Origin of the sequence: Citrobacter sp. R56, assembly GCF_016811995.1 — a bacterium.
Taxonomy (GTDB): Bacteria; Pseudomonadota; Gammaproteobacteria; order Enterobacterales; family Enterobacteriaceae; genus Citrobacter_D; species Citrobacter_D enshiensis.
This window is the reverse complement of the sequence record NZ_CP069159.1, coordinates 162796-187516: the sequence shown is the minus strand read 5'-3', so window position 1 is coordinate 187516 and position 24721 is coordinate 162796. Positions and strand designations below refer to the sequence as shown.

The window sequence follows — 24721 nt, the reverse complement described above, 5'->3', positions numbered from 1 at the left end:
ACCCGATCGTGACGGCATTAAGAGAGGCGGTATCTGAAAACTTACCAGTCGGCGTAAGGCACCAGCGGCTGTGGCGGCAAATCCATATCGCCCTGCCAGCCTGCGGCAGAGTACCGCGCATACAACAAGAAATGGCTCGGGGTGTAGTCCTTCGCCTCCTGAATATCTATCGCCGTTCCGATAAACCAGTTAGAGGTGACGCGACGTTCGATCAGCGCCCGCGCCGTGTAGCCAAAGCCCTGACTGCTACCGCCATCGTTGGTCTGGGTGCGGGCTTCATCTTGAAAATCTTCTGGGATCAAATTGATCAGCGGGTAACGCGGCATCGTCTTGGTGCGCGAATGCGACCATGACACGGAACCGCCCAGCTCCCACGACCAGTGCTCTGTGCGTTGGCGCCACATCACCGGTACGGCGAATGAGAGATACTCTTGCGGGCTGTAGTAACCACCCTGACCCAGCGAGTATCCGCTCAGGTCTTTGTCGTAGTGCCAAATCATGTTGTTCAGACCGATGGTGACACGACGATTATTCTCGTTAATGATCTTGTAGTAGTAACCGGTCATCCAGCGTACGCGCCAGTTGTCTTCCACATGCTGCCCGGTGAGCTGATCGCCAGTCAGCGATGCCCAGACGCCGTTCGCTTCGCCTTTGTCATAGCTGAGGCTGACTCCGCCTCCGTCCGCACGGACACCACCCCATGTTTTGTTGGTATTACTTGGCGCATCTTTCTGCCCGCCAAAGGCCAGCAGGGAACTGGAGATAGGACGACGGTGCGCGTTCAGGGTGTAGCCCAACGGACCGATGTCGTTGCTGTAACTCACGCCGCCCACGACATCAACAACCTGGAAGCCCATTGGCGTGGTGCCAATATCCCAGCTCCAGGTGTCATTCGCCCAACCCACGGCGACGCTGGCGCCACGATCCGACTGACTGCGGCTGCCGCTACAGTCGGACAAGGTACAGGTACCCCAGTTGTCATCGTATTGCCCGTTAGCATCATCAGAGAAGCTACCCACGTTCACGTTGACCATGTCAGTACGAAAGAACATGCGTCCGTCGGAATACGGCGCATCCACATGCAGCATGGTGGTGTGCGCTTTCAGGTCAGAATACCCGCCGGTGCCGCTCGAACCCCAATAATCATGCTCAAGGGTGACGTTGAGATCCTGCTGACGATATAAATCCGCCGCATCGCTACGTACGCCGCGTTTCAGCCAGTCGTCTTTCTCGTCGTTGCGCGTCAAACGGGTAAATGTATCGTTATCCTCGGGACGCGTTGGCGTGATCCCCGCAGCGACCATCGCATCTTTGTAAGTGTCGAGCGCCTGCTCTGGTTCGCCCGCCTGCGTCTGAATCGCGGCAGCGTCACGCAGCACCATCGCATTTTCCATTGACGGCGGCTGCGATTTCGCCTGCGGCACAATTTTATTGAACGTCTGCTGCGCGCTCGCAGTGTCGCCCAACTGCATCTGCGCCAGCGCGATACGACGCTGCATGTTGATGGACGGGGTTTCTCCAGCTCCAGTCGCCGGCAGTTTTGCCAGTTCGGCGCGTGCCGCCGCTTTATCCCCCTGAGCGAGATAGACTTCCGTCAAACCAAGACGGGCATCAACATTATTCGGCTCGCGAGCCAGAACCGCCTCATACGCCGCGCGTGCGGTTGTGTATTCCCGGCGCTGCTGCGCCCAGTCAGCAAGCGTTAAATCAATACGTGTGGAGGCGGGTTGCTGTCGGAGTAACTCTTCCGCTTCCCGCTCTTTGCCGCTGTCACGCAGACGATTAGCGGTTTCCAGCACCTGATTGCTTTGCAACCGGTCTGCCAGTTCCTGAATGTTGCTGTTCCACTGGCTGCGCGGCAGGCTGTTAATATGCGCCATTGCCGCACGATCCTGATCGTTACCGGAGAGGTAAAGTCCGTAGGCGTAAACCTGTTCCGGGTCATTGGGCTTCTGGCGCGCCAGCGCGCTCATTTGCGCATCGGCCTGACTGCGCTGCCCGGCGCTCCATAAATCGCGTGATAAACGATAAGTGACCCAGACGCTGCCCGGATCCATTGCCAGTCGGCGACGGTGAAGTTCAGCGGCTTGTGCCCAACTTCCCTGATTTTCCAGCGCTTCTGCCTGTTGCGCCAGGCGATCGTTTTCCAGGCTGCGCTCAATGTCATCAATGCTGCGACGCTGGCTGGTGGAGAGCGAGGCGATAAATGCCGAGGCTTTCTCCGGAGATTGCTGCCGATAAATATTCGCTAACCCGCGCACTGCGTTGCTGTTGCTGCTGTCCATGCGCAGCGTTTGTTGATAGTACCGTTCGGCGGCGGCGTAATCTTTGCGCGCCATCGCCACATCACCCAGCCCCAACACCGCATAGCTGTCGGCGTTATCAATGTTTCTCGCCTGCTGATAAAGACGCTCTGCTTGGTCTGGATTATTGGCTTTCAGGGCGGCGTCACCCTGCTGAATTGACAGCCAGTAACGGTTGACTTTGAGCAGGCTTTCCCACTTATCACGGCTACTGCTTTGCGGGTCCATCTCAAGGGCTTTCTGAAATTGCACCACGGCGCGCGCGCGATCGCCACGCTGTGAATAGGCCTGACCCAGCGCGCCAACGGCTTCGCTGTCGTTATGGTTTGCGCTGACCGCCTGCTGTAATTCCGACACGGCTTTGCCGCCTTGTCCGGCGTCAACCGCAGCCATCCCCTGGGCTCTTGCTCTGAAAGCGGGATCGGCCAGCTGTTTTTGTTGATCATTCAGCTTGCCGCGCGCCGCATTGACGCTGTCGCCTTCGCTGAACACCGTCAGGTACTTTTGCAGTGCCTGCACGCTGGATTCACTCACTGGTAAATCTTTGATCTGCTTATACCAGATATCCGCCGCCGCGTTGCGTCCGCTGCTGGATTTCGCCATCTGTTCTAATACCGCAAACCCTTCTTCGCGCCGTCCGTTGTCAAACATCAGCTGCGCCAGTGAGTTTTGTAAACCGTTGTTGCCCGGGTTGCTGGCATTGATTTTTTTGAGCTGATTAATGGCGTCATTGCGCCGCGCGGGTAATTTCGCCACTGTTGTCCAGTATTCGACCGCCAGTTCACCGTCCGGCGGATTTCCCTTGAACAGCTTATCGTAAGCGGTAATCGCCTCTTCCGGATGCCCGGTGGTGGCCTGCAGGCGCGCCTCCTGCAAGGACTGTCTTCCCTCCGGCGTGGAGAGCAGCATGGTCGTGCGGGACGATTTATACGCGGTGGAGCTCGGCGCTAACTGGGAGAGTCGGTCGAGCTGCTTCTGTGCCCCTGCGATATCGCCCTGACGCAGTAAATAGCGAAAACGGGCGGCAATCACGTCCGGATTATTCGGGTTCATCAGTTCCAGACGGTACAAAGACTGGCGAACCAGATCTTCACGGTGCGAGGCTTCGCCGAGCCGCACCTGCTCCAGCAGTTGCTGTTGCGCGGAAGGCGCAGCATGAACCATCGGCATTAACGTCAGGCCGAGCGATATACTGAGTAAACTTAGTGTGAACTTGCGCATTCCTGGCCCCAGTCAGGTAGTAACTCACCACGAAGGGTGAAGCGAAAACGATGCTGATCCCAGCCTTGTCCAAAAAGGGTCAGCACGTAGCTGTAATAGGCATCGCTGCCAGGAAAGTCGTCGGTCACACGCTGTCGCTGCACCGCTGTCGCATCGCGGTTTTGCAGGAAAGGCAGCATAGCGGCAGAGAAGCCTACCGGGCCATTGCCCTGCGCTTTGCCGCTGGCGACGTCCACTTTCTCCGGCGGAAGGCCGTTTTTTGTTGTCAGGGTAGCCATCGGTTTAAATCGCGCGAGCAGACGCGCTTTTTGCGGGTCGCCATCATGCAGCATGCCCGCCCACATATAGACGCGAATGGCATCGTAGCTGCTGACCAGCGTTTTTTCCGGCTTCAACTGCCAGCCTTTGTTTTTCTCATAACGCACCCAGTCCGGCGAAAAGCCTTTCGGGGCCGTTTCCAGCAGCAAACGAAAATTGGTTTCGCGCAGAGTGGTCCACGGTGCGCCAAAACGGGTAAAGTACTGCGCCAGTTGCGGCGGCAAATAGCTTGGATTAAAGCGCCAGCTTGCCGTTTCCGCGAAACCCACTTTACCTGGCAACAGCATGGAGCCCAGCCCCGGCACGGTGACCACTTCCTCACGGGCAATCCGTTTTAACAGCGCAGTGCCGATGTCGGTATAGCGCGGCGCTTTCCACAGTCTGCCCGCTTCCAGTAAAGACCAGGCAATCCAGACATCGGCGTCAGACGCGGAGTTACTGTCCAGCACGCTCCACGTTTTCGGATCTTTTTGCCCCCAGAGCCAGGCAGGCAGATGCTCCTGCAAAGCGCCTTGCGCCAGATTGTTCTGCGTCCAGTCCAGCAGGAGATCAAACGCCGGGCGGTCATTCGCGGCGAGGGCAAAGAACAACGCGTAGCTTTGCCCTTCCGAGGTGGAGATTTTACGCGCATCGCTGGGATCGATTACCCGCCCTTGCTGGCTGATGTAATCTTTTTTGAACTGTGTCCAGGCAGGCCATGTGCAGGCTGCCTGCACATTCACGGCGGTCACCATTAACACCGTTAACGTCCATCCACGAAGCGCGTTCATCGTTAATTACTCATTGTCCGGATCAAGACGGCGGCGGCTAATGATACGCAGCAGACGCCACAGCACCCAGGCAAGAAGCACGACGCTCACCGCCGCCAGAATGGCCAGCAGTACCGGGTGATTCGACAGGGCATACCACAGACGTTCAAACCACGGTAAATGCCCGACGTAGTAAACATCCCCTACCCGCAGGCTGTTAACACCGGACTCACGAATCACTGAAACAGAACCAAACATCGCCGCCCGTTTTCCGCTGTCGTTCATCGCTTCGTTCAGTAACGTATAACCGCGTGGGCTATCGGCCAACAACGCAATCACACTTCGCTGATCGTTAAACGGCGACTGGAAGCCCACCACGGCCGCCATAGGGCCAGAGGAGGTCAGGGTCGTACGCACATCCGCCGCGCGATCGGCCATATCCGGCATAATGCTCGGGAATGCAGTCTGGCGCGTCGGGGTGTTTACCCAGCTCTGCGTCGCCTGCACCAGCAGATCGATTCGCTTATCATCTTTCAGCTTATCGGGGATGCTGCCGATTAACATAATGTCGGCGTCTTTGCCCTGAATCTGGCTGCTATCGTCGGTGATGTTCAGGTTAATTGACGGGAAGCCGGTTTGCGCCCCTATCGTCCCAGTCACATCCAGCAGCGTTTCCATCTGCGCTTCGTTCGGGGTTTTCGGCATGACCATGATGGTTTCGGACAGGTCAGCCATACGGCTGAACGGGAAACCCGCATTCGCGAAAGCACGCAGGTCCGGCATCGCGATAAAGTGGTAATACTTCGAGAAGTCGATAGTGGAATCGTCGCTGATCACGACATGGTTCTGTACCGGTTGAAAAGTGACGCAATTATCAACCGATCCCCCCGGCATTGGGTTCATATACTGGAAGTCAAAGCGCAGCTGGTTCATCGCACCCAGTTTCAACGCCGGGATCGCGACATCCGTTTTGCCGTCCAGCAGCCCTTGCAGGACTGGCAGACGCAGTAACAGGCGATTGCTTTCCTGCGCGCTGTTCAGACTAAACGCTTGCAGGAACTGGTTATTCAGGCTGATATCCATCCGCGAACTGTCTTTCTGCGGCGGCGTGGTGTAACGGTAGTTGAGGTTCATATCAATACCGGTACTGCGTAACAGATAAAGATCCGGCGGCAGGTTCAGCGACATATTGATCGGCGCAGGCTCCAGCCCCGTTGACTGTAACTGCTCCTCATAGGTTTTCAGCTCACCAAAGGTCACCGCGCGGTCAGTACGTACCCAGTTCGGCGCGTCATAGGGCTGACGTGCCAGCAGCGGTTTCACTTCATTGACCACTACGCTATCGCCACGGAACAGAATATTCCCCTGAGCGATCCCTTTCGCTGCCTGTAACAGGTCTTTGTCATCACGGCCAAAGACCACCAGCAGTTTCACATACGGGTTATCCGGATGGTTCATCATCTCGATAACCGGCGCTTTCACCGCCGGATGCTCGCGCAGGAAGTCAGGACGTTTGTCGTTAGTGGCAAAGACAATCGCATTACGATCCGGCAGTTTGTTATACATCACCGGGAATTGCTGGCCGCGCCAGCCCGAACGCGAACCAAACCAGGAAGAGACGATCGACGCCGCCTGTTGCAGTTCCCGGTCCGGTGATTGTGCAAATACCATTGGCAAGGTAACAGGACGATTATCTCGCGGGTCAAAGAACGGGATCGGGAAGTGCGAGAGATCGTTGTTTACCGGCAGCGTCTGGTAGGTCAGATTCAGTGCGCTGCTGCGACCGACATCCAGCCACAACGTGCTGCTGGCCGGGTTTTCGCAGACATCACGGTAGTGCCCGACAAACTCCAGACGCACCCGGTTAAAATCGGTGATAAACAACGGGTTGATCGGCATCTGGGCCAGTGTTTTTTTACCCAGTTGCTCTTTGGTGATAGGCAATACGCCCATCAATTCATCATTCAGATAAACCTTTAGCTGAGACTGTATCGGGAACAGCGACGGGGAAGGGGTGTATTCGAGGTTCAACACCGCGTTCGAAACCACTTCATCGCTACGCATCCCGAACTCAATCCCCCCGTTCGGATTGACGCCGCGCAGAACCATGCTGCCCGGCGGCGGCGCAATTTGCGCAAAGGTGAGCTTCACGTCACGGGAAGGCGCATTCTGCGCGACAATAGGCGCGTTTGCCCCTGCCACACCCGGCATCACCTGCCCGACAGGCTGATTTTCATCTGCCGGCGCAGGCACAGCTGGCGCCTCTGCTGGCTCAGCATTTACCAGTGGTTGCATTGCAGGCGTCGCCTGCGTCATGAAAGCAGGGAAAGCGCTCATCCCTATTGCCACTGCACAAATCCAGGAAAGTTTTCTTTTCATCGCGTTATCATCATTGTTGAGCCATAACCTGATCCGGCTGTTGTACCGCCACGCCCCGCTCTGGGCGACGTGGAATAAACGACACAATCCAGGAAATCAGCGTCGTCAGAGACCGGAAAATTACTTTGACGGAAGACGGGGCAAACTCGGCGAGGTGCCGATAACCACGGAAGCCCAGCTTCAGAATATCCAACAGGCTTTCCAGAGGTTTATCTTCCGGGAAGCTGTCCTGCCAAAGCGCCCAGGTGTCTGCCCGGGCGAACGTGCACTGTACAAAATCAATATGTTGTTTCGTGGTCAATGGCATCAGTTGCAGCCCCACTTCATTACCCAGCACGCGCACGACCTGCGTCGGGAAGACATATTCCTGCTGGCCGCGTTTGAGCAATAAATTCACCTTCTGCCCTTCCAGCACCTGCGCCCGCCCGTTGATCTTGATCCCCAGACCGCCGTCGGAGAAGTCATGTACGGTGCACGAGAACAGATGACCATCTTCACGGGCAATGGCGGCAGGCATTGAGATTTCAACACGATGCGCCCGTCTGACCTGTTTGCTCTCCACGGAGACGGCCACCGCGCCGCCGAGAATAATCAGGTTGTAGAAAACCCATACCAGGCTGACGATCACGGTGAGTATTTCGTTTTCAGGGCCGTAGTAGTAACGCCAGACGCCTACCGCTACGCCCAACAGGTTGAGCAAGACCAGGAAGATATAAGGCCGGGAGATAACCCAGTCCACGTACTCTTCTTCAACCAACCCGCCTTTTGCCGTTACGTTAAACTTCCCTTTGTGCGGGTTGATCAACGCCACCATCGTCGGTGGGGCGATATACCAGGCCAGCACCGTTTCGTAGATTTCACTCCAGAACGAGTGGCGGTATTTCCCCTGAATCTTCGAGTTGGTCAGGCTGGCGTGGACCATGTGCGGTAACACGAACAACGCAATCATCAGCGCAGGGGCATAGATGATATAGGCGTGTAACAGCAAGAAGGCCAGCGGCGCCGTGAGGAAGATAAGCCGGGGAATACCAGACAAAAAGTGGAACATGGCGTTCACGTAGCACAACCGTTGCGCCAGTTTTAAGCCTTTACCGGTGAGCGGATTGTCCAGACGGAAGATTTGCACCATCCCACGCGCCCAGCGAATACGCTGCCCGATATGCGCCGACAGACTTTCTGTCGCCAACCCTGCCGCCTGCGGAATACGCATATACGCAGAGGTATAACCACGGCGGTGTAAACGCAGCGAAGTATGGGCGTCTTCGGTCACAGTTTCTACGGCGATGCCGCCAATCTCATCTAACGGTTTACGGCGGATCACCGCGCACGAACCGCAGAAGAAAGTGGCATCCCACATATCGTTGCCATCCTGTACCAGCCCATAGAACAGCGTCCCTTCGTTCGGCGTTTTGCGAAAACGTCCCAGGTTGCGTTCAAACGGGTCCGGCGAGAAGAAATGGTGAGGCGTCTGCATCATCGCGAGCTGTTTCTCTTTGAGGAACCAGCCCATTGTCATTTGCAGGAATGAGCGCGTCGGCACGTGGTCACAGTCAAAGATCGACACAAACTCGCCCTTCGCATACTTCAGCGCGTTGTTAATGTTCCCGGCTTTCGCATGTTCATGAGTGGTACGCGCGATGTATTGCACCCCGACGGTCTGAGCAAACTGGCGGAACTCTTCTCGCCCGCCATCATCCAGAATCCAGATCGTCACCTTATCTTTTGGCCAGTCGATACCCAGTGACGCATAAATGGTGTTTTTCACGACGCTGAGATCTTCGTTGTACGTAGGCACAAAAATATCGACGGTCGGCCATTGCGCCATATCTTTTGGCAGCGGGACAGGTTGACGATTAAGCGGCCAAATCACCTGGAAGTAACCCAGCACCAGTACGATCCAGGCGTAGGTTTCAGCAAACAGTAAAACGAGACCGCAAACCAGACTCACTGGGTCATCCCAGTTCAGCGTCGAGGTGTAGCGCCACCAGATATAACGGCAAGACACCGTCAGCGACAGCACAATCAGCATCAGAGCCGAGAAACGTCCCGGCAGTCGGCGCACCCACAACGCGACCCCCCACAACAGCATCAGGAAGATAAACTGCGATAGCGGGTTAAACGGCTGGGTAATACAAATCACCGCTAAAATCAGCGAAAACGTCACGATAATACCCAGAATGAATCGACGTGCCCCAGTACTGAGATGCCCTAACTCTTTCTGCGAGTCCAGGTGGTGAGTGCGTTGACTCACACGCTCAGGTAACGCATCCATCCATTGATGATAGCGGCCACGTACACCATGGAAACGGGCAAACGACCGCCAGCGCGGTTGTTTATTTTCTTTTCGCTGTGCGGTTGCCATCAGCCAGAGCGTTTGAATGGCGTAGCGGGCAGGATCCAAAGGGCGTGGGCGGGTGGCGTTAATATGCGGATACAGCGCTTTATGCTGACCGCGAATACGCTGCCAGCGCGGATGTTCAAGCGGGATAAACACCCATGCCAGAATCACCCAAAAACAGCCCATCGCGGCGCTGAAACATGACGCGCCATGACGACGATACCCCTGATAACGCTCGCTCAGGCGCGCGCTAACCGGCGGAATGAGCAACCACCGGGACAGGAGACTCATGATGGGCTCCCGACAGGCGTTTTATGATCGGCATAATGCAACAGACACCAGTTTGCCAGCGTCAGGATCTCTTCTGCCGCCAGCGAATCACTGCGATATTCTCCCAGCGGCTGTTTCGATGCCATGCACTCCGCCATCGCTTCATCCCGATGAATGATCATCGGCAGCAGACGACGCTGGCTTTGCAGCCAAATCTGGTACAGGTCATCCTGCAACTGGCTGCCAATACGTAAGTCATTAATCAGAATATGCGCGCCGGTAGGCAGCGCCTGCTGGTGAAGACGGATATGGCAGTTGGTATCTGCTTTCACTACGGCCAGCGTATGATCGCAAAGATTCACCCACTGGCGGGTTACCGGAGAGGTGTCAGAGGGCAGGTCCAGCAAAATCCATGAATAGCGTCCGCTCTCTTTCAGCGCGGAGATCCCCTCGCAAATACCGCCCAGGCGATCCTGCCACTCCTGAGGGTTTTCACGCTCTTGTGCACTCAGTTGACCAAATGGCAACAGATCAAGTTGCGAGGTGTAGCGCATTCCGGCATCACGCCAGTCGCGGTTATCCAGTATCGCCCTCGCCCACCCTTCACGATGAACAAAGTCCACGTTGAATGACAGGCGCAACAAATTATCGGGACTGGCATCCACGACAAGTACGTTTTCCCCTAATATCTGCAACGCCCAGGCGAGTGCCGAAGTGATCGACGTGGTACCCACACCACCGCGCACGCCCTGCAATCCCAGAATAGCCATCCACGGCTCCCTTATTGTTGTTGCGCAAATTCAGCCAGCAACGGCCAGCGTTTAATCGCCGCAGAGAGCTGCTCGCGTTGGGAAATATCGGTGTAATCTATTTCAGGCAGCGAAAATGCCTGACTTAAGGCCAGAAAATCATTTTGGAAGGTATAGCCCAAAGCTGAATCAGACTGAGTACCTGGTTCATTGTTATACATTCTGATTTATCCCTTTTGAATATACTCGCCACGCTTCAGACATTTTTCTGGCAGCATTCCGTCCCTTCCCATCGTTAATCTTCAGCACAGAGAATTGTTCATTTTTTGAACTTCCTGGTGCGCAATTTATAATGAAAATGAAAACTCAGAGACCGATGTCGCAAGGCTTCCTGCCTGACGGATGGATTTACATGCTAAATCTGATGCGTTTTAATTTCAATGTTAGGTTTATTTCTGTGCTTTCGCTAGTAAACTGATAAGCAGATAAAATAGTGACAAGAGGGACACTGTGGACCCCGTATTTTCTATCGGTATCTCATCATTATGGGATGAACTGCGCCATATGCCAGCCGGCGGTGTCTGGTGGCTTAACGCTGATCGCAATGAAGACGCCCTCAGCATGGTGAATCAAACGATTGCATCTCAAACGGGCAACGCGAAAGTCGCGGTCATTTGCATGGGGAACGATCTGGAAAAATCGGTCAAATTAGATGAGGCTCACGGCCCGGAAAAAATTCAGTTATTTTCCATGCCGAACTCTGAAAAGGGACTATACTCCTTGCCCCGCGATTTACTTTGTTCCCTCCAACCCACTCATTATCTTTTCATCCTTATTTGCGCAAATAACGCGTGGCAAAATATATCCTCCGAGCGGTTGCGTCAGTGGCTGGAAAAAATGAATAAATGGACCCAACGCCATCACTGTTCACTGCTGGTCATTAACCCTGGGAGCAATAATGACAAACAGTCATCATTGTTGATGGGAGAATATCGCTCACTTTTCGGTCTCGCCAGTTTGCGTTTTCAAGGCGATCAGCATCTGTTCGATATCGCATTCTGGTGCAATGAAAAAGGGGTCAGCGCACGTCAGCAACTCACCTTGCGCCATCAGGATAATCGCTGGGAACTGGCTCAGCAGGAAGAAGCGGCGATCCAGCCCCGTAGCGATGAAAAACGGATCCTCAGCAACGTTGCCGTACTCGAAGGCGCTCCTCCGCTCTCTGAGCACTGGATGCTTTTCGACAATAACGAAACCTTATTCAACGAAGCGCGTACCGCTCAGGCGGCGACAATCATTTTCTCTCTGGCCCAGAATAGCCAGATCGAACCGATGGCACGCAGCATTCACACGCTGCGTCGCCAGCGAGGCAGCGCGCTGAAAATCATTGTGCGGGAAAACACCGCCAGTTTACGCGCCACCGACGAACGTCTGCTATTAGGCTGCGGCGCCAACATGGTCGTCCCGTGGAATGCACCGCTCTCCCGCTGCCTGACGTTAATTGAAAGCGTTCAGGGGCAACAATTTAGCCGTTATGTACCGGAAGACATCACCACGCTTCTCTCCATGACACAACCGCTAAAACTGCGTGGCTTTCAAAAATGGGATGTCTTCTGCGAAGCAGTGCATAACATGATGGCTAATACGCTGCTTCCCGCAGATGGGAAAGGCGTCATGGTGGCGTTGCGACCAGTACCCGGCATCCGTGTCGAGCAGGCGCTCACATTATGCCGTCCCAACCGTACCGGCGACATCATGACCATTGGCGGCAATCGTCTGGTGCTGTTTCTGTCGTTCTGCCGGGTTAATGATTTGGACACCGCGTTGAACCATATTTTCCCGCTGCCGACAGGCGATATTTTCTCCAACCGTATGGTCTGGTTCGAAGACAGCCTGATCAGCGCCGAACTGGTGCAAATGCGCTTACTGTCGCCAGAGATGTGGGGCAAACCGCTGCCGCTAACACAAGGGCCGAACCCCGTACTGAACGCTGAACACGATGGGCGAGTCTGGCGGCGTATTCCGAAACCATTGCGACTGCAGGATGATGCCGTGGAGCGAACATCATGATGAATATCAATGATATCATTCAAATCATTGTCTTCTGCGCACTGATTTTCTTCCCGCTGGGCTATCTGGCACGCCATTCGCTTCGCCGTATTCGGGACACAGCCCGGCTTTTATTTGCCAAACCTCGCTATGTAAAACCAGCCGGAACCTTGCGCCGCGCTTCGAAAGTCAAGGCAGACAACAAATGACTCAGTATACTCAATCCTCATCAATGCCTTCGCCGTTATGGCAATACTGGCGTGGGCTTTCTGGCTGGAATTTTTACTTCCTGGTGAAATTCGGTCTGCTTTGGGCTGGCTATCTCAATTTCCACCCATTACAGAACCTGGTATTCATGGCCTTTTTGCTCATGCCAATACCAAGGTACAGTTTGCATCGCATTCGCCACTGGATTGCTATTCCGATTGGTTTTGCGCTTTTCTGGCATGACACTTGGCTACCTGGCCCGGAAAGCATTATGAGCCAGGGTTCGCAGGTTGCCGGATTTAGTGCCGACTATATGCTCGATCTGGTGACCCGTTTTATCAACTGGCAGATGATCGGCGCGATATTCGTTCTGCTGATCGCCTGGCTGTTCCTGTCGCAGTGGATTCGGGTGACAGTTTTCGTCGTCGCGATCCTCGTTTGGCTTAACGTACTGACGCTGGCGGGGCCGAACTTCTCTCTGTGGCCAGCAGGTCAACCCACCAGTACGGTCACGACTACCGGCGGCTCGGCGGCAGCGACCGTAGCCACTGCGGGCGATACGCCAGTCGTGGGTGATATTCCGGCCCAGACGGCGCCGCCAACCACCGCGAATCTGAGTGCCTGGCTGAATACCTTCTACAATGCCGAATCGAAACGGAAAACGCCGTTCCCGAGCTCACTTCCTGCAGATGCTCAACCGTTCGAACTGTTGGTGATCAACATCTGTTCGCTCTCCTGGTCTGATGTTGAAGCCGCAGGACTGGCGTCGCATCCGCTGTGGGCGCATTTCGACATTCTGTTCAAACACTTTAACTCCGCGACTTCTTACAGCGGCCCGGCGGCAATTCGCCTGCTGCGCGCCAGCTGCGGTCAGCCTTCGCATACGAACTTGTATCAACCCGCGGGTAATGACTGCTACCTGTTCGATAATTTGTCGAAGTTGGGTTTCACACAACACCTGATGATGGGGCATAACGGCGAATTTGGCGGCTTCCTGAAAGAAGTTCGTGAGAATGGCGGTATGCAGAGCGAGCTTATGGACCAGAAAGGTCTGCCTGTCACCCTTCTGGGCTTTGATGGCTCCCCGGTTTATGACGATACCGCAGTTCTCGATCGTTGGCTCGAAACCACCGAGAAAGATCAAAACTCACGGAGCGCGACGTTTTACAACACCCTGCCGCTGCACGACGGAAACCACTTCCCTGGCGTCAGCAAAACGGCGGATTACAAAGTTCGCGCCCAAAAACTGTTCGATGAGATGGATGCCTTCTTCACTGAGCTGGAAAAATCTGGCCGTAAAGTAATGGTAGTGATGGTGCCGGAACACGGCGGTGCGCTGAAGGGCGACAGAATGCAGGTCTCCGGTCTGCGTGATATCCCGAGCCCTTCCATTACCAACGTACCGGCTGCGGTGAAATTCTTCGGTATGAAAGCCCCTCACCAGGGTGCGCCGATCGATATAAACCAGCCGAGCAGCTACCAGGCGATCTCCGAACTGGTGGTGCGTGCGCTTGACGGGAAGCTGTTTACAGAAGACAACGTTAACTGGAACCAGTTGACGGGTGGACTGCCGCAGACTGCGCCGGTCTCCGAGAACGCCAACGCGGTGGTCATTCAGTATCAGGGTAAACCGTATGTGCGCCTGAATGGCGGCGACTGGGTTCCTTATCCGCAGTAAACCGAAAAAGGCCGCAGAGTCTCCCCTGCGGCCTGGTTCGGGCGCATGTTGCCATCACGGCAGGCAGACACCCACAAGGCACATTACTTCCGGTGACGTAGCCAGTTCACTACCAGGCTGACAATAATGCCAGCGATGATCGGAGCCGCCAGATCGTGCCAGAAGGCCGTGCCCAACTGCATGAGCGTCATAGAGCCGCCTGTGTTGCAATGGCAACTGTTCACGGCTATCCTTGAGTTGTTCAGGTTCAAGTTAGCCCCCGTTTTGTTGCCAGGTTTATACCGAACAACGTGCGGGGGTTTTCTCTTTCCAGCAACCGATGCCGCCGGGGATCAAGCCCCCGCAACATTGCGCCTCACCGGGTAAACCCGGCTTATCGCGGATTCTACGGCAACCCCCACTTCTTATCATCCCGCGCTCCCCACACTGCGTGACGCCTCGCATTTACGGGATTTTCATGACGAACGGTCACTCCACCACTGGAAAGATTCTTGCCAGTTGGCAACTTTCCTGACACCCACCCCGGCATATAATCCACTAATACACTGATATTAAAGAACTCCTTTCATGGCACAGCGATTGCTATATGAGTATGAGCTGTTTTGTTTCGAATCAAAGGAGATATCATGACTGACTGTCGTACTTACGGATTCAACACCCAGATCGTTCACGCGGGCCAACAACCCGATCCTTCCACAGGTGCGCTCAGTACACCTATTTTCCAGACCTCAACATTTGTTTTTGACAGCGCCGAGCAAGGCGCCGCCCGCTTTGCTCTCGAAGAGTCCGGGTACATTTACACTCGCCTTGGCAACCCGACAACCGATGCGCTGGAGAAAAAACTGGCGGTGCTCGAAAGAGGCGAAGCGGCGCTGGCAACGGCCTCGGGTATTTCGGCAATCACCACCACGCTGCTTACACTGTGCCAGCAAGGCGACCATATCGTTTCCGCCAGCGCGATTTATGGCTGCACCCATGCCTTCCTGTCGCACAGCATGCCGAAGTTCGGCATCAATGTGAGTTTTGTCGATGCCGCCAACCCCGATGAAATTCGTGCAGCGATACGCCCCGAAACCCGGGTTGTCTATATCGAAACGCCCGCCAACCCAACACTCTCACTGGTCGACATTGAAACGGTCGCCGGGATTGTGCATCAGCATGGCGCGCTGCTGGTCGTGGACAATACCTTCATGTCGCCGTATTGCCAGAAACCGCTGCTGCTGGGCGCGGACATCGTGGTGCATAGCGTCACGAAATACATTAACGGCCATGGAGATGTCATTGGCGGCGTTATCGTCGGTAGTCAGGCATTCATTGATCAGGCCCGTTTTGTCGGTCTTAAAGATATCACCGGCGGCTGTATGAGCCCCTTCAACGCCTGGCTCACGCTCCGCGGGATTAAAACGCTGGGCATCCGCATGGAACGCCACTGCGAAAACGCGCTAAAAATTGCCCGTTTTCTGGAAAATCACCCGGCAATCACACGCGTCTACTATCCCGGGTTGCCATCGCACCCGCAGTACGAGCTTGGCAAGCGGCAAATGAGCCTGCCGGGCGGCATTATTAGCTTTGAAATTGCAGGCGGAATCGAGGCTGGCAGACGAATGATCAATTCTGTAGAATTGTGCCTCCTCGCGGTCAGTCTCGGTGATACCGAAACCCTCATTCAGCATCCTGCGTCTATGACACATTCGCCTGTTGCACCAGAGGAGCGGCTAAAAGCAGGTATTACCGACGGACTTATCCGTCTTTCTGTGGGTCTTGAAGATCCAGAAGATATTATTAACGACCTTGAAAATGCCATCAGAAAGGCAACGTTCTGACCATGACGCCCTGGGCCGACATCACCGGTCCAGGGGGATGAAATCAAGGCACAAACAGCCTGGCTATACGCCTCATCCTTCGCCATGAAGCACCCCGGAGGATGATGTGTATTTTGGGCAGGGGGCTCTATGCAGGACAACACAATACAATTAAGTAACAATAAAACAACCATTACGCCATCCTCAAAAAAATTACCGTTTACAAAATATGATTTTGGCTGGGTGTTATTATGCATCGGTATGGCCATTGGCGCGGGAACCGTCCTGATGCCCGTGCAAATCGGTTTGACCGGAATATGGGTATTTATCGTCGCCTTTATTATTGCCTATCCTGCGACCTATATTGTGCAGGATATTTATTTAAAGACATTATCTGAAAGTGAAACCTGTAACGATTACACCGATATTATCAGCCACTATCTGGGTAAAAACTGGGGTGTATTTCTGGGAGTAATTTACTTCCTGATGATTATCCATGGTATTTTTATCTACTCGTTATCCGTTGTATTTGACAGCGCATCGTATATTAAAACATTTGGTCTGACCGATGCAGACCTCTCGCAATCCATCCTCTACAAAGTGGCGATCTTTGCCCTCCTTGTCGCCATTGCCTCCGGCGGTGAAAAGTTACTGTTTAAAATCTCAGGACCGATGGTCGTGGTGAAAGTTGGCATCATTGTCGTGTTTGGTTTCGCCATGGTTCCACACTGGAATTTCAGTAACATAACGGCATTCCCACAGGCATCGGTCTTCTTCCGCGACGTTTTGCTGACGGTTCCTTTTTGCTTTTTCTCTGCGGTATTTATTCAGGTGCTAAACCCTATGAATATCGCCTACCGGAAACGCGAGGCCGACCGGGTTATGGCAACCCGAATGGCGATCCGTACACACCGTATTAGCTACATCACTCTGATTGCGGTTATTTTATTCTTCTCCTTCTCATTTACGTTTTCGATTAGCCACGAAGAAGCCGTTTCCGCTTTTGAGCAAAATATCTCCGCGCTGGCGCTGGCGGCGCAGGTGATTCCGGGGAAAATTATTCATATCACTTCTACGATATTAAATATCTTCGCAGTGCTGACGGCCTTTTTTGGTATTTATCTCGGCTTTCATGAAGCGATGAAAGGCATTATCCTTAATTTACTGAGTCGCGTAATTAACGTTGAGAAAATTAGCCCACTGACGCTCACCCTGGGTATTTGTACTTTTATTGTCATCACACTGGTTATTTGGGTCTCTTTCCGCGTCTCGGTACTTGTATTCTTCCAGTTGGGTAGCCCGCTCTATGGTATTGTTTCCTGTATCATTCCTTTCTTCCTGATCTATAAAGTCAAGCAACTGGAAAAACTGCGCGGCCTGCGAACCTGGCTGATTTTGCTGTACGGGATCCTGCTGTGCTTTTCACCGCTATTGAAGCTGATTGAATAATTCAGGTTAAGCGCCGTCAGTGGCTCCAGCGAGTGGCGGCGCTTAATGAACATCCTCAAGTTGATAACTACGGATCTTATTCAGCACGGTGGTATGCGAGACGCCAAGCGCTTTTGCAATATCCCGTGACGAGACGTTCTCACCGACCATCTGCTCAATGATTTTACGCTCAGCATGCTGAACCTGCTCTTTAAACGGGAATGCCGTACCCTGCGTTATATTTGGGCACTCTTCAACCGGCAGGCTCACCAGGCGTAAATCCTCCGTCGTTATCACATCACACTCAGACATTAGCATCAGCCGGATAATAGCGTTTTCCAGTTCTCTGACATTACCCGGCCAGCGATGACGAAGTAAAAACGAAAAACAGGCTCTGTCCAGAATAAGCCGCCGCTGAAATTCCTTTGCATATTTATGGACAAAGTGGCGGATCAGCAAGGCGATATCCTCCGGGCGCTCGCGAAGCGGAGGGATAGTGAGCGAAAGGACATTAATACGATAATAAAGATCGGCACGCAGTTGGCGCAGTTCAACCATCTCTTCCAGGTTAGCGTTGGTAGCGACAATAATACGCGCATTAACCGGAATAACGTGTGAACCACCCACCCGGCGAATGCCACCGTCCTGCAACACACGCAACAATTTAACCTGAAGATTCAACGGCATTTCACCGAACTCATCCAGAAAAAGCGTACCGTGGTCCGCCATCTCGAAGAGTCCTTTTTTCCCTTTGCTGTCAGCACCGCTGAATGCCCCTTTTTCATAGCCGAAAAACTCACTCTCCATCAGCGTTTCAGGAAGTGCGGAACAGTTCACAGGGATAAAAGGATAAAAACGACGTTGCCCGGAATTATGAATGGCGCGCGCCAGCAGTTCCTTACCGGTTCCGGTTTCACCACGGATCAATACCGTATATTTGCTGTCGGCAATTTTTATCGCTTTTTCAATCAGCGACTGCATGCCCGGGCTGCTGCAAATGATATCGGAGAAATAACGCGGGCATGCCAGTTCTGACGACGATCGCTCAGTCATATCTTCGGAAAGCCAGGCAACATTGATAATGTCTGCGCGCTGGCATAACCGTTTCTGCACGCTGGAAATATCCTGCAAATGGCGACACCAGGATTTAATCAGGATCCTGCCGGGCGTTACCTTCATTGAGATAATATTAATGTCGCAGCAGGAAAACTCCTTGAGGACATCCTCAACCATGGACAGGCGATCGATTGTTCTGATATCCCAGCGTATCGTGACCACGTTTGCTCCATTTTATTCAGCAACGGCGATTTAACCGATAATTCTGTGACGTTACGAATTCTGCATACATTCTAACCTATGCGGAATAATCTTCTGCCAATGGACTCACACTGTGGACTCAAAAATTAAATATAAAAAAACCGGAGCACAAGGCTCCGGTTATTAGGGGATACCCGGCAGTTATTGCTGCGGGTTTTCATCCTGATCAACAGCGAAGCAGGCCACCAGCTGACCACGGTAGTCTTTAAGCTGCGGCTGCAACTGGGTGCAGGGGCCGAAGCGACGACGACAGCGCGCATTAAAGGCGCACCCCGGCGGCGGATTCAGCGGGCTTGGCAGTTCGCCGGTCAGTTTAATACGCTCCCGACGATCGTCCGGGTTCAGACGCGGCGTTGCGGAAAGCAGAGCCTGCGTATACGGATGGCGGGGATTGCTGAAGATCTGGTCTTTCGTCCCTTTCTCCACGCAGCGGCCTAAATACATCACCATCACTTCATCGGCAATGTGTTCCACCACCGACAGGTCGTGCGAGATAAAGACATAAGAGAGCCCCAACTCCTGCTGCAAATCCATCATCAGGTTCAGCACCTGCGCGCGCACGGAAACGTCCAGCGCGGAGACCGGTTCGTCGGCAATCACCACATCCGGGTCGAGCATCAGCCCGCGAGCAATGGCGATACGCTGCCGCTGACCGCCGGAGAACATGTGCGGATAGCGATCATAATGCTCGGTTTTAAGACCGACTTTCGCCATCATCGCCAGCGCTTTTTCACGACGTTGTTCTTTGTTTAAGCTGGTATTGATGAGCAGTGGTTCTTCCAGAATCTGTCCCACTTTTTTACGCGGGTTCAGAGAACCGTACGGGTTCTGGAACACGATCTGGATTTTCTGCCGACGCAGTTTCTGCGCCTGCGGATCGTGCTTGAGCAGATCCTGCCCCTGATAATACAGCTCGCCGCCGGTCGGGGTTTCAATCATCGTCAACAGACGACCAAGTGTGGATTTCCCACAGCCTGATTCCCCCACCACTGCCAGGGTTTTACCGCGCTCAAGGGTAAACGAAACGCCATCCAGCGCTTTTACCAGCCGTTCAGGGGCGAACAGCCCCTTTTTCACCGGATAGTATTTCTTCAGATCGATAGCCTGCAACAGCGGTTGTTGCGAGGTGGCCTCGTGCGTACTCATAGTGTTGGCCTCCCGGCATCATCGAGTGGGTAGTGGCATTTCGACTGGCGACCTTCACCCAGTTGCATCAGTTCCGGCTCTTCGCCACGGCATTTGTCCGTCGCATACGGGCAGCGGGGATTCAGCAGACAGCCGTTCGGGCGGTCATATTTTCCCGGCACCACACCCGGCAGCGAGGCCAGCCGCGCCTTGTCCTGCGCAAATTCAGGCAATGCGCGTAACAGCGCCTGAGTATACGGATGTCGCGGGGCGCGGAAGATATCATGCGCATTGCCCGTTTCCACCACCTGACCGGCATACATCACAATGATTTTGTGCGCAGCCTCCGCCACCAGCGCGAGGTCATGGGTAATCAATACCAACGCCATGTTCTCTTTCTGCTGCAGTTCCAGCAGCAGTTCGATGATTTGCGCCTGGATAGTCACATCCAGCGCGGTGGTCGGTTCATCGGCAATCAGCAGCTTTGGCCGACAGGCGATGGCCATCGCAATCATCACACGCTGGCTCATCCCACCGGACAACTGGTGCGGATAGACATCCAGGCGCGAGGCCGGGTCGGGAATACCGACCAGGTTTAACAGGTCGATCGCACGCTGAATGCGGGTTTTCTTGTTGCCGCCCTGATGCACTTTGATGGCCTCCATAATCTGGAAACCCACGGTGTAACAAGGGTTAAGGCTGGTCATCGGGTCCTGGAATATCATCGCCACTTCGGCGCCGACCAGATTGCGGCGCTCTTTCTCGGAGATACGCTTCAGATCCTGGCCATTAAACTCCAGCTTTTCCGCCATCACCCGACCGGGATAATCAATCAGTCCCATGATCGCCAGCGAACTGACCGATTTACCCGAACCGGACTCACCCACAATACCGACCACTTCACCCTGATTTACGCTATAGCTGATACGGTCTACGGCGCGAAACTCAGTGCCAACGTCTCCGAAGTGCACCGATAATTTGTCTACATTTAATAACGCCATCTCGAACCTCTTACTGCTTCAGTTTGGGATCGAGCGCGTCACGCAGACCGTCACCCATCAGGTTAAATGCCAGCACCGTCAGCAGGATCGCCAGACCCGGGAAGGTCACGACCCACCAGGCACTTTGCGCGAACTGCAACACGTCGGAGAGCATGGTGCCCCACTCCGGCGTTGGCGGCTGCGCGCCCATACCTAGGAAGCCAAGGGCGGCCATATCGAGAATGGCGTTAGAAAAACCGAGCGACGCCTGAACGATCAGCGGCGCAAGGCAGTTAGGGAATATATTGACGAACATCTGACGCATCGCGCCAGCGCCTGCCACGCGGGACGCGGTGACGTAATCGCGGTTCACCTCAACCAGCACCGCAGCGCGCGTTAAACGAACGTAGTGCGGCAGCGCCACGAAGGTCAGCGCCAGTGCGGCATTACCAATTGAGGGGCCAAAAATCGCCACCAATACCAACGCCAGCAGCAGGCTTGGCAAGGCCAGCATGATATCGACCACGCGCATAATGATGTTATCGACGATACCGCCGAAGTATCCCGCCACCAGTCCCAGCACGACGCCCATGATCAGCGACAACACCACCACCAGACAGCCGACCAGCAGCGATAAACGCGCGCCGTACATCAGACGTGACAGCACATCACGGCCCACATCGTCAGTCCCCAGCAGGTGCGACATCGTGCCACCTTCCTGCCATGCAGGCGGTGCCAGCAGCACATCACGGAACTGATCTGCCGGATTATAGGGGGAGAGGAAGTTTGCAAAAGCCGCAATCAGGATCATGATGACGACATACACCAGACCGACAACGGCGCCCTTGTTGCGTTTAAAATAGTGCCAGAACTCCTGCAACGGGGTCATTGGCACCGGTGCAGCAATAACTTTATTTTCAGTAACCTGTGACATGATGGCCCCTTACTTCTTATGACGAATACGCGGGTTCACCACGCCGTACAGCAGATCGACCAGCAGGTTGACGAGAATAATCATCGTCGCGACCAGCAACACTCCGCCTTGTACCACCGGATAATCACGACGTTGCAACGCATCAATCAGCCAGCGCCCAAGTCCAGGCCACGAGAAGATAGTTTCGGTCAGAATCGCCCCTGCCAGCAGCGTCCCCACCTGCAAACCAATCACGGTCACGACAGGCAGCATTGCGTTACGCAGGGCGTGAATGACGATCACGCGCATTCTGGTGAGCCCTTTGGCGCGCGCGGTACGGATGTAATCCTCACCCAGCACTTCCAGCATCGAGGAACGTGTCATACGCACAATCACCGCCAGTGGGATGGTGCCAAGCACCATGGCAGGCAGGACCATATGCGCCAGCGCATCAATAAAGTTGCCCTCTTCACCCCAGATGGCCGTGTCGATCAGCATAAAGCCGGTCAACGGATTGGTGTCGTCAAGGAACACCATATCGCTCACCCGCCCGGAAACCGGCGTCAGGTTCCAGTGCACGGAAACCAACATAATCAGCATCATGCCCCACCAAAAGATAGGCATGGAGTAACCGGTCAGCGCAAGGCCAACGGCGGTGTGATCAAAAATGGAACCGCGCTTGACGGCGGCGAGTACCCCGACCGGAATTCCGACCGCGGTCGCGAAAATCATGGCGCAGACACCCAGCTCCAGCGTCGCTTTAAAGCGAGGGACGAACTCTTCCCACACCGGTAAGCGGCTTTTCAGTGAGATGCCCAAATCACCATGCATAACCCCCCAAATGTAATGGAGGTACTGCTGCCACATCGGTTTATCAAGACCGAGTTCTGCCAGCAATTGAGCGTGACGCTCAGGGGAGATACCACGCTCACCCGCCATGATCATCACCGGATCGCCAGGGATCATATGAACGAAGGCAAAGGTGAGAAGAGTGATACCGATAAACGTGGGGATGACGAGTCCCAAACGTCGGAGAATGAACTGCAACATAACCCGGATTCTCTCTAATGACGCGCCGCCTGGTGACAGTGCGTCTGTATTGCTCACAAATCTTATCTCCCCCTCATGCGAGAAGGAGATAAAGCATTACTGCCGGGGGCGGTACGCGGACCGACTTAACGGTGCGTAGCGCCTCCCGGCGTTGCTTTTAATTATTCGACAGAGACATTTTCGAAGTGGTGTTTGCCTAATGGATCAACCACATAGCCTTTAACTTCTTTACGCACTGGCTCATACACGGTGGAGTGAGCAACGATCAGCGCAGGTGCCTGGTCATGCATCACTACCTGAGCCTGCTTGTAGAGCTCAATACGCTTGTTGTGGTCGTCGGTCGCGCGTGCCGGTTGAATCAGGTCTTCAAACGGCTTGTAGCACCAGCGAGAATAGTTGGAACCGTCTTTCGCCGCGGCGCAGCTGAACAGGGTGGCGAAGAAGTTATCCGGATCCCCGTTGTCGCCGGTCCAGCCCATCATTACTGCCTGGTGTTCACCCGCTTTGGCGCGTTTCAGATACTCGCCCCACTCGTAGGTCACGATCTTGGCCTGAACGCCAATCTTCGCCCAGTCGGCCTGAACCATCTCGGCCATACGGCGAGCGTTCGGGTTGTACGGACGTTGTACTGGCATTGCCCACAGCTCTACAGTAAAGCCTTTATCCTGACCGGCTTCTTTCAGCAGCACTTTGGCTTTTTCCGGGTCATAGCTGTAGTCTTTAACGTCGTCGTTATAGCCCCACATGGTTGGCGGGATCAGGTTCTTCGCCGCAACGCCAGCCCCCTGGTACACCGCTTTAATGATCGCGTCTTTGTTTACCGCATAGGTCAGCGCCTGACGAACTTTCACATCATCAAACGGTTTCTTCTCGGTGTTGAAGGAGAGATAGCCGACGTTCAGACCCGCCTGCTCCATCAGGTTGATGCTTTTATCCTGCTTCATGCGCGCGATGTCCGCCGGATTCGGGTACGGCATCACCTGGCATTCGTTCTTCTGCAGTTTGGCGTAACGCACAGAGGCGTCAGGCGTGATGGAGAAAACCAGACGATCGATCTGCGGCTTGGTGCCCCAGTAGCCCGGGAACGCTTTGTAGAGAATACGAGAGTCTTTCTGGTACTGCAGCAGCTGGAACGGACCGGTACCGATTGGGTTCAGGTCGACTTTTTCCGGCGAACCGGCTTTCAGCATGTTGTCTGCATATTCTTTGGAAAGAATAGAGGCGAAGTCCATTGCCAGGTCAGCAAGGAACGGCGCTTCCGGACGCGTCAGCACGAACTGAACGGTACTGTCGTCGACTTTCTTCACTTCGCTAATCAGGTCAGGCAGCCCCATCCCTTCAAAGTATTCATAGCTGCCGCCAGAGACTTTGTGGTAAGGGTTCTGTGCATTTTTCTGACGATCGAAGGAGAACACGACGTCATCAGCATTAAAGTCACGCGTCGGTTTAAATTCTTTGTTGTCCTGCCACTTCACGCCTTTGCGCAAATGGAAGGTATAGGTTTTACCGTCTTCGCTGACTTCCCACTTTTCAGCAAGGCCAGGAATGACTTCGGTAGTTCCGATTTTAAATTCTACCAGACGGTTATAGATAGGTACTGAGCTGGCGTCATAGGTTGTGCCAGAGGTGAACAACTGCGGGTTGAACCCTTCAGGAGATCCTTCTGAACAATAAACCAGAGTTTTAGCCTGTACACTTGCTGCGACAGTCATAGCCACAAGGCTCAGACCAAGCTTCAGCATCCCTGACTTCTTCAAGGAAATACTCATTCTTCTGCTCCAATTGTGATGTTTTGTTGTTTTACCCTTTGCAGTGGGCTGCACCGCCTGGCCTTTTTTGTTTTTT

18 protein-coding genes are annotated in these 24721 nt (G+C 54.2%); 5 read left to right on the top strand and 13 right to left on the bottom strand.

Annotation, left to right across the window (positions count from 1 at the left end; genetic code table 11):
• Positions 1–41: 41 nt before the first annotated feature.
• Genes bcsC through bcsR form a run of 6 tightly spaced genes read right to left on the bottom strand, consistent with a single transcriptional unit; the run spans position 42 to position 10548 of the window.
• A complete protein-coding gene (gene bcsC / locus JM656_RS00865) occupies positions 42–3524 on the bottom strand; it encodes a cellulose synthase complex outer membrane protein BcsC (protein ID WP_203359645.1) in 3483 nt (1160 codons plus the stop codon).
• Entirely contained in the window at positions 3506–4612 is a 1107-nt protein-coding gene (bcsZ, locus tag JM656_RS00860; RefSeq protein WP_203359644.1) for a cellulose synthase complex periplasmic endoglucanase BcsZ, read from the bottom strand. The genes bcsC and bcsZ overlap by 19 nt, the downstream gene beginning before the upstream one ends.
• Before the next feature lie 6 nt (positions 4613–4618).
• On the bottom strand, positions 4619–6970 hold the full coding sequence (gene bcsB, locus JM656_RS00855; protein ID WP_203359643.1) for a cellulose biosynthesis cyclic di-GMP-binding regulatory protein BcsB: 2352 nt from the start codon (positions 6968–6970) through the stop codon (positions 4619–4621).
• A 10-nt stretch (positions 6971–6980) separates the two neighbouring features.
• Positions 6981–9599 carry a UDP-forming cellulose synthase catalytic subunit gene (gene bcsA, locus JM656_RS00850; RefSeq protein WP_203359642.1) on the bottom strand — a complete coding sequence of 873 codons (2619 nt, stop codon included), beginning with the start codon at positions 9597–9599 and terminating at the stop codon, positions 6981–6983.
• Complete coding sequence (gene bcsQ / locus JM656_RS00845; protein ID WP_203359641.1) at positions 9596–10348, bottom strand: cellulose biosynthesis protein BcsQ; 753 nt, start codon at positions 10346–10348, stop codon at positions 9596–9598. The genes bcsA and bcsQ overlap by 4 nt, the downstream gene beginning before the upstream one ends.
• 11 nt (positions 10349–10359) lie before the next feature.
• Complete coding sequence (bcsR, locus tag JM656_RS00840) at positions 10360–10548, bottom strand: cellulose biosynthesis protein BcsR (protein ID WP_162382606.1); 189 nt, start codon at positions 10546–10548, stop codon at positions 10360–10362.
• Positions 10549–10837: 289 nt separating this feature from the next.
• Here bcsR and bcsE point away from each other — a divergent pair, with 289 nt between their 5' ends.
• Genes bcsE through bcsG form a run of 3 tightly spaced genes read left to right on the top strand, consistent with a single transcriptional unit; the run spans position 10838 to position 14261 of the window.
• Positions 10838–12397 (top strand): cellulose biosynthesis c-di-GMP-binding protein BcsE, encoded by a 1560-nt coding sequence (gene bcsE, locus JM656_RS00835; RefSeq protein WP_203359640.1) that lies wholly within the window; start codon positions 10838–10840, stop codon positions 12395–12397.
• Positions 12394–12585, top strand: coding sequence for a cellulose biosynthesis protein BcsF (gene bcsF, locus JM656_RS00830; RefSeq protein WP_192614165.1), 192 nt, complete (start codon positions 12394–12396; stop codon positions 12583–12585). Before bcsE ends, bcsF begins: the two co-directional genes overlap by 4 nt.
• Positions 12582–14261 (top strand): cellulose biosynthesis protein BcsG, encoded by a 1680-nt coding sequence (bcsG, locus tag JM656_RS00825; protein ID WP_203359639.1) that lies wholly within the window; start codon positions 12582–12584, stop codon positions 14259–14261. Before bcsF ends, bcsG begins: the two co-directional genes overlap by 4 nt.
• A gap of 83 nt (positions 14262–14344) precedes the next feature.
• Here bcsG and JM656_RS00820 read toward each other — a convergent pair whose 3' ends face one another.
• Entirely contained in the window at positions 14345–14452 is a 108-nt protein-coding gene (locus JM656_RS00820) for a type I toxin-antitoxin system toxin Ldr family protein (protein ID WP_162382610.1), read from the bottom strand.
• Positions 14453–14887: 435 nt separating this feature from the next.
• Here JM656_RS00820 and megL point away from each other — a divergent pair, with 435 nt between their 5' ends.
• Positions 14888–16084: a methionine gamma-lyase gene (megL, locus tag JM656_RS00815; protein WP_203359638.1), complete on the top strand. Its 1197-nt coding sequence runs from the start codon at positions 14888–14890 to the stop codon at positions 16082–16084.
• Positions 16085–16213: 129 nt separating this feature from the next.
• Positions 16214–17512, top strand: coding sequence for an aromatic amino acid transport family protein (locus JM656_RS00810; protein WP_203359637.1), 1299 nt, complete (start codon positions 16214–16216; stop codon positions 17510–17512).
• Positions 17513–17554: 42 nt separating this feature from the next.
• On the opposite strand, the gene JM656_RS00805 is transcribed toward JM656_RS00810, so the two are convergent.
• The 6 genes from JM656_RS00805 to dppA form a co-directional block, all read right to left on the bottom strand.
• On the bottom strand, positions 17555–18769 hold the full coding sequence (locus tag JM656_RS00805) for a sigma-54-dependent Fis family transcriptional regulator (protein ID WP_203359636.1): 1215 nt from the start codon (positions 18767–18769) through the stop codon (positions 17555–17557).
• 180 nt (positions 18770–18949) lie between these two features.
• Complete coding sequence (dppF, locus tag JM656_RS00800; RefSeq protein WP_203359635.1) at positions 18950–19954, bottom strand: dipeptide ABC transporter ATP-binding subunit DppF; 1005 nt, start codon at positions 19952–19954, stop codon at positions 18950–18952.
• Positions 19951–20934 (bottom strand): dipeptide ABC transporter ATP-binding protein, encoded by a 984-nt coding sequence (gene dppD, locus JM656_RS00795; protein WP_203359634.1) that lies wholly within the window; start codon positions 20932–20934, stop codon positions 19951–19953. The genes dppF and dppD overlap by 4 nt, the downstream gene beginning before the upstream one ends.
• Before the next feature lie 10 nt (positions 20935–20944).
• On the bottom strand, positions 20945–21847 hold the full coding sequence (dppC, locus tag JM656_RS00790; RefSeq protein WP_203359633.1) for a dipeptide ABC transporter permease DppC: 903 nt from the start codon (positions 21845–21847) through the stop codon (positions 20945–20947).
• 9 nt (positions 21848–21856) lie between these two features.
• The gene (gene dppB / locus JM656_RS00785) at positions 21857–22876 is read right to left on the bottom strand and encodes a dipeptide ABC transporter permease DppB (protein ID WP_192614156.1); all 1020 of its coding nucleotides are present in this window, start codon (positions 22874–22876) and stop codon (positions 21857–21859) included.
• 161 nt (positions 22877–23037) lie between these two features.
• Positions 23038–24645: a dipeptide ABC transporter periplasmic-binding protein DppA gene (gene dppA / locus JM656_RS00780; protein WP_203359632.1), complete on the bottom strand. Its 1608-nt coding sequence runs from the start codon at positions 24643–24645 to the stop codon at positions 23038–23040.
• Positions 24646–24721: the final 76 nt, after the last annotated feature.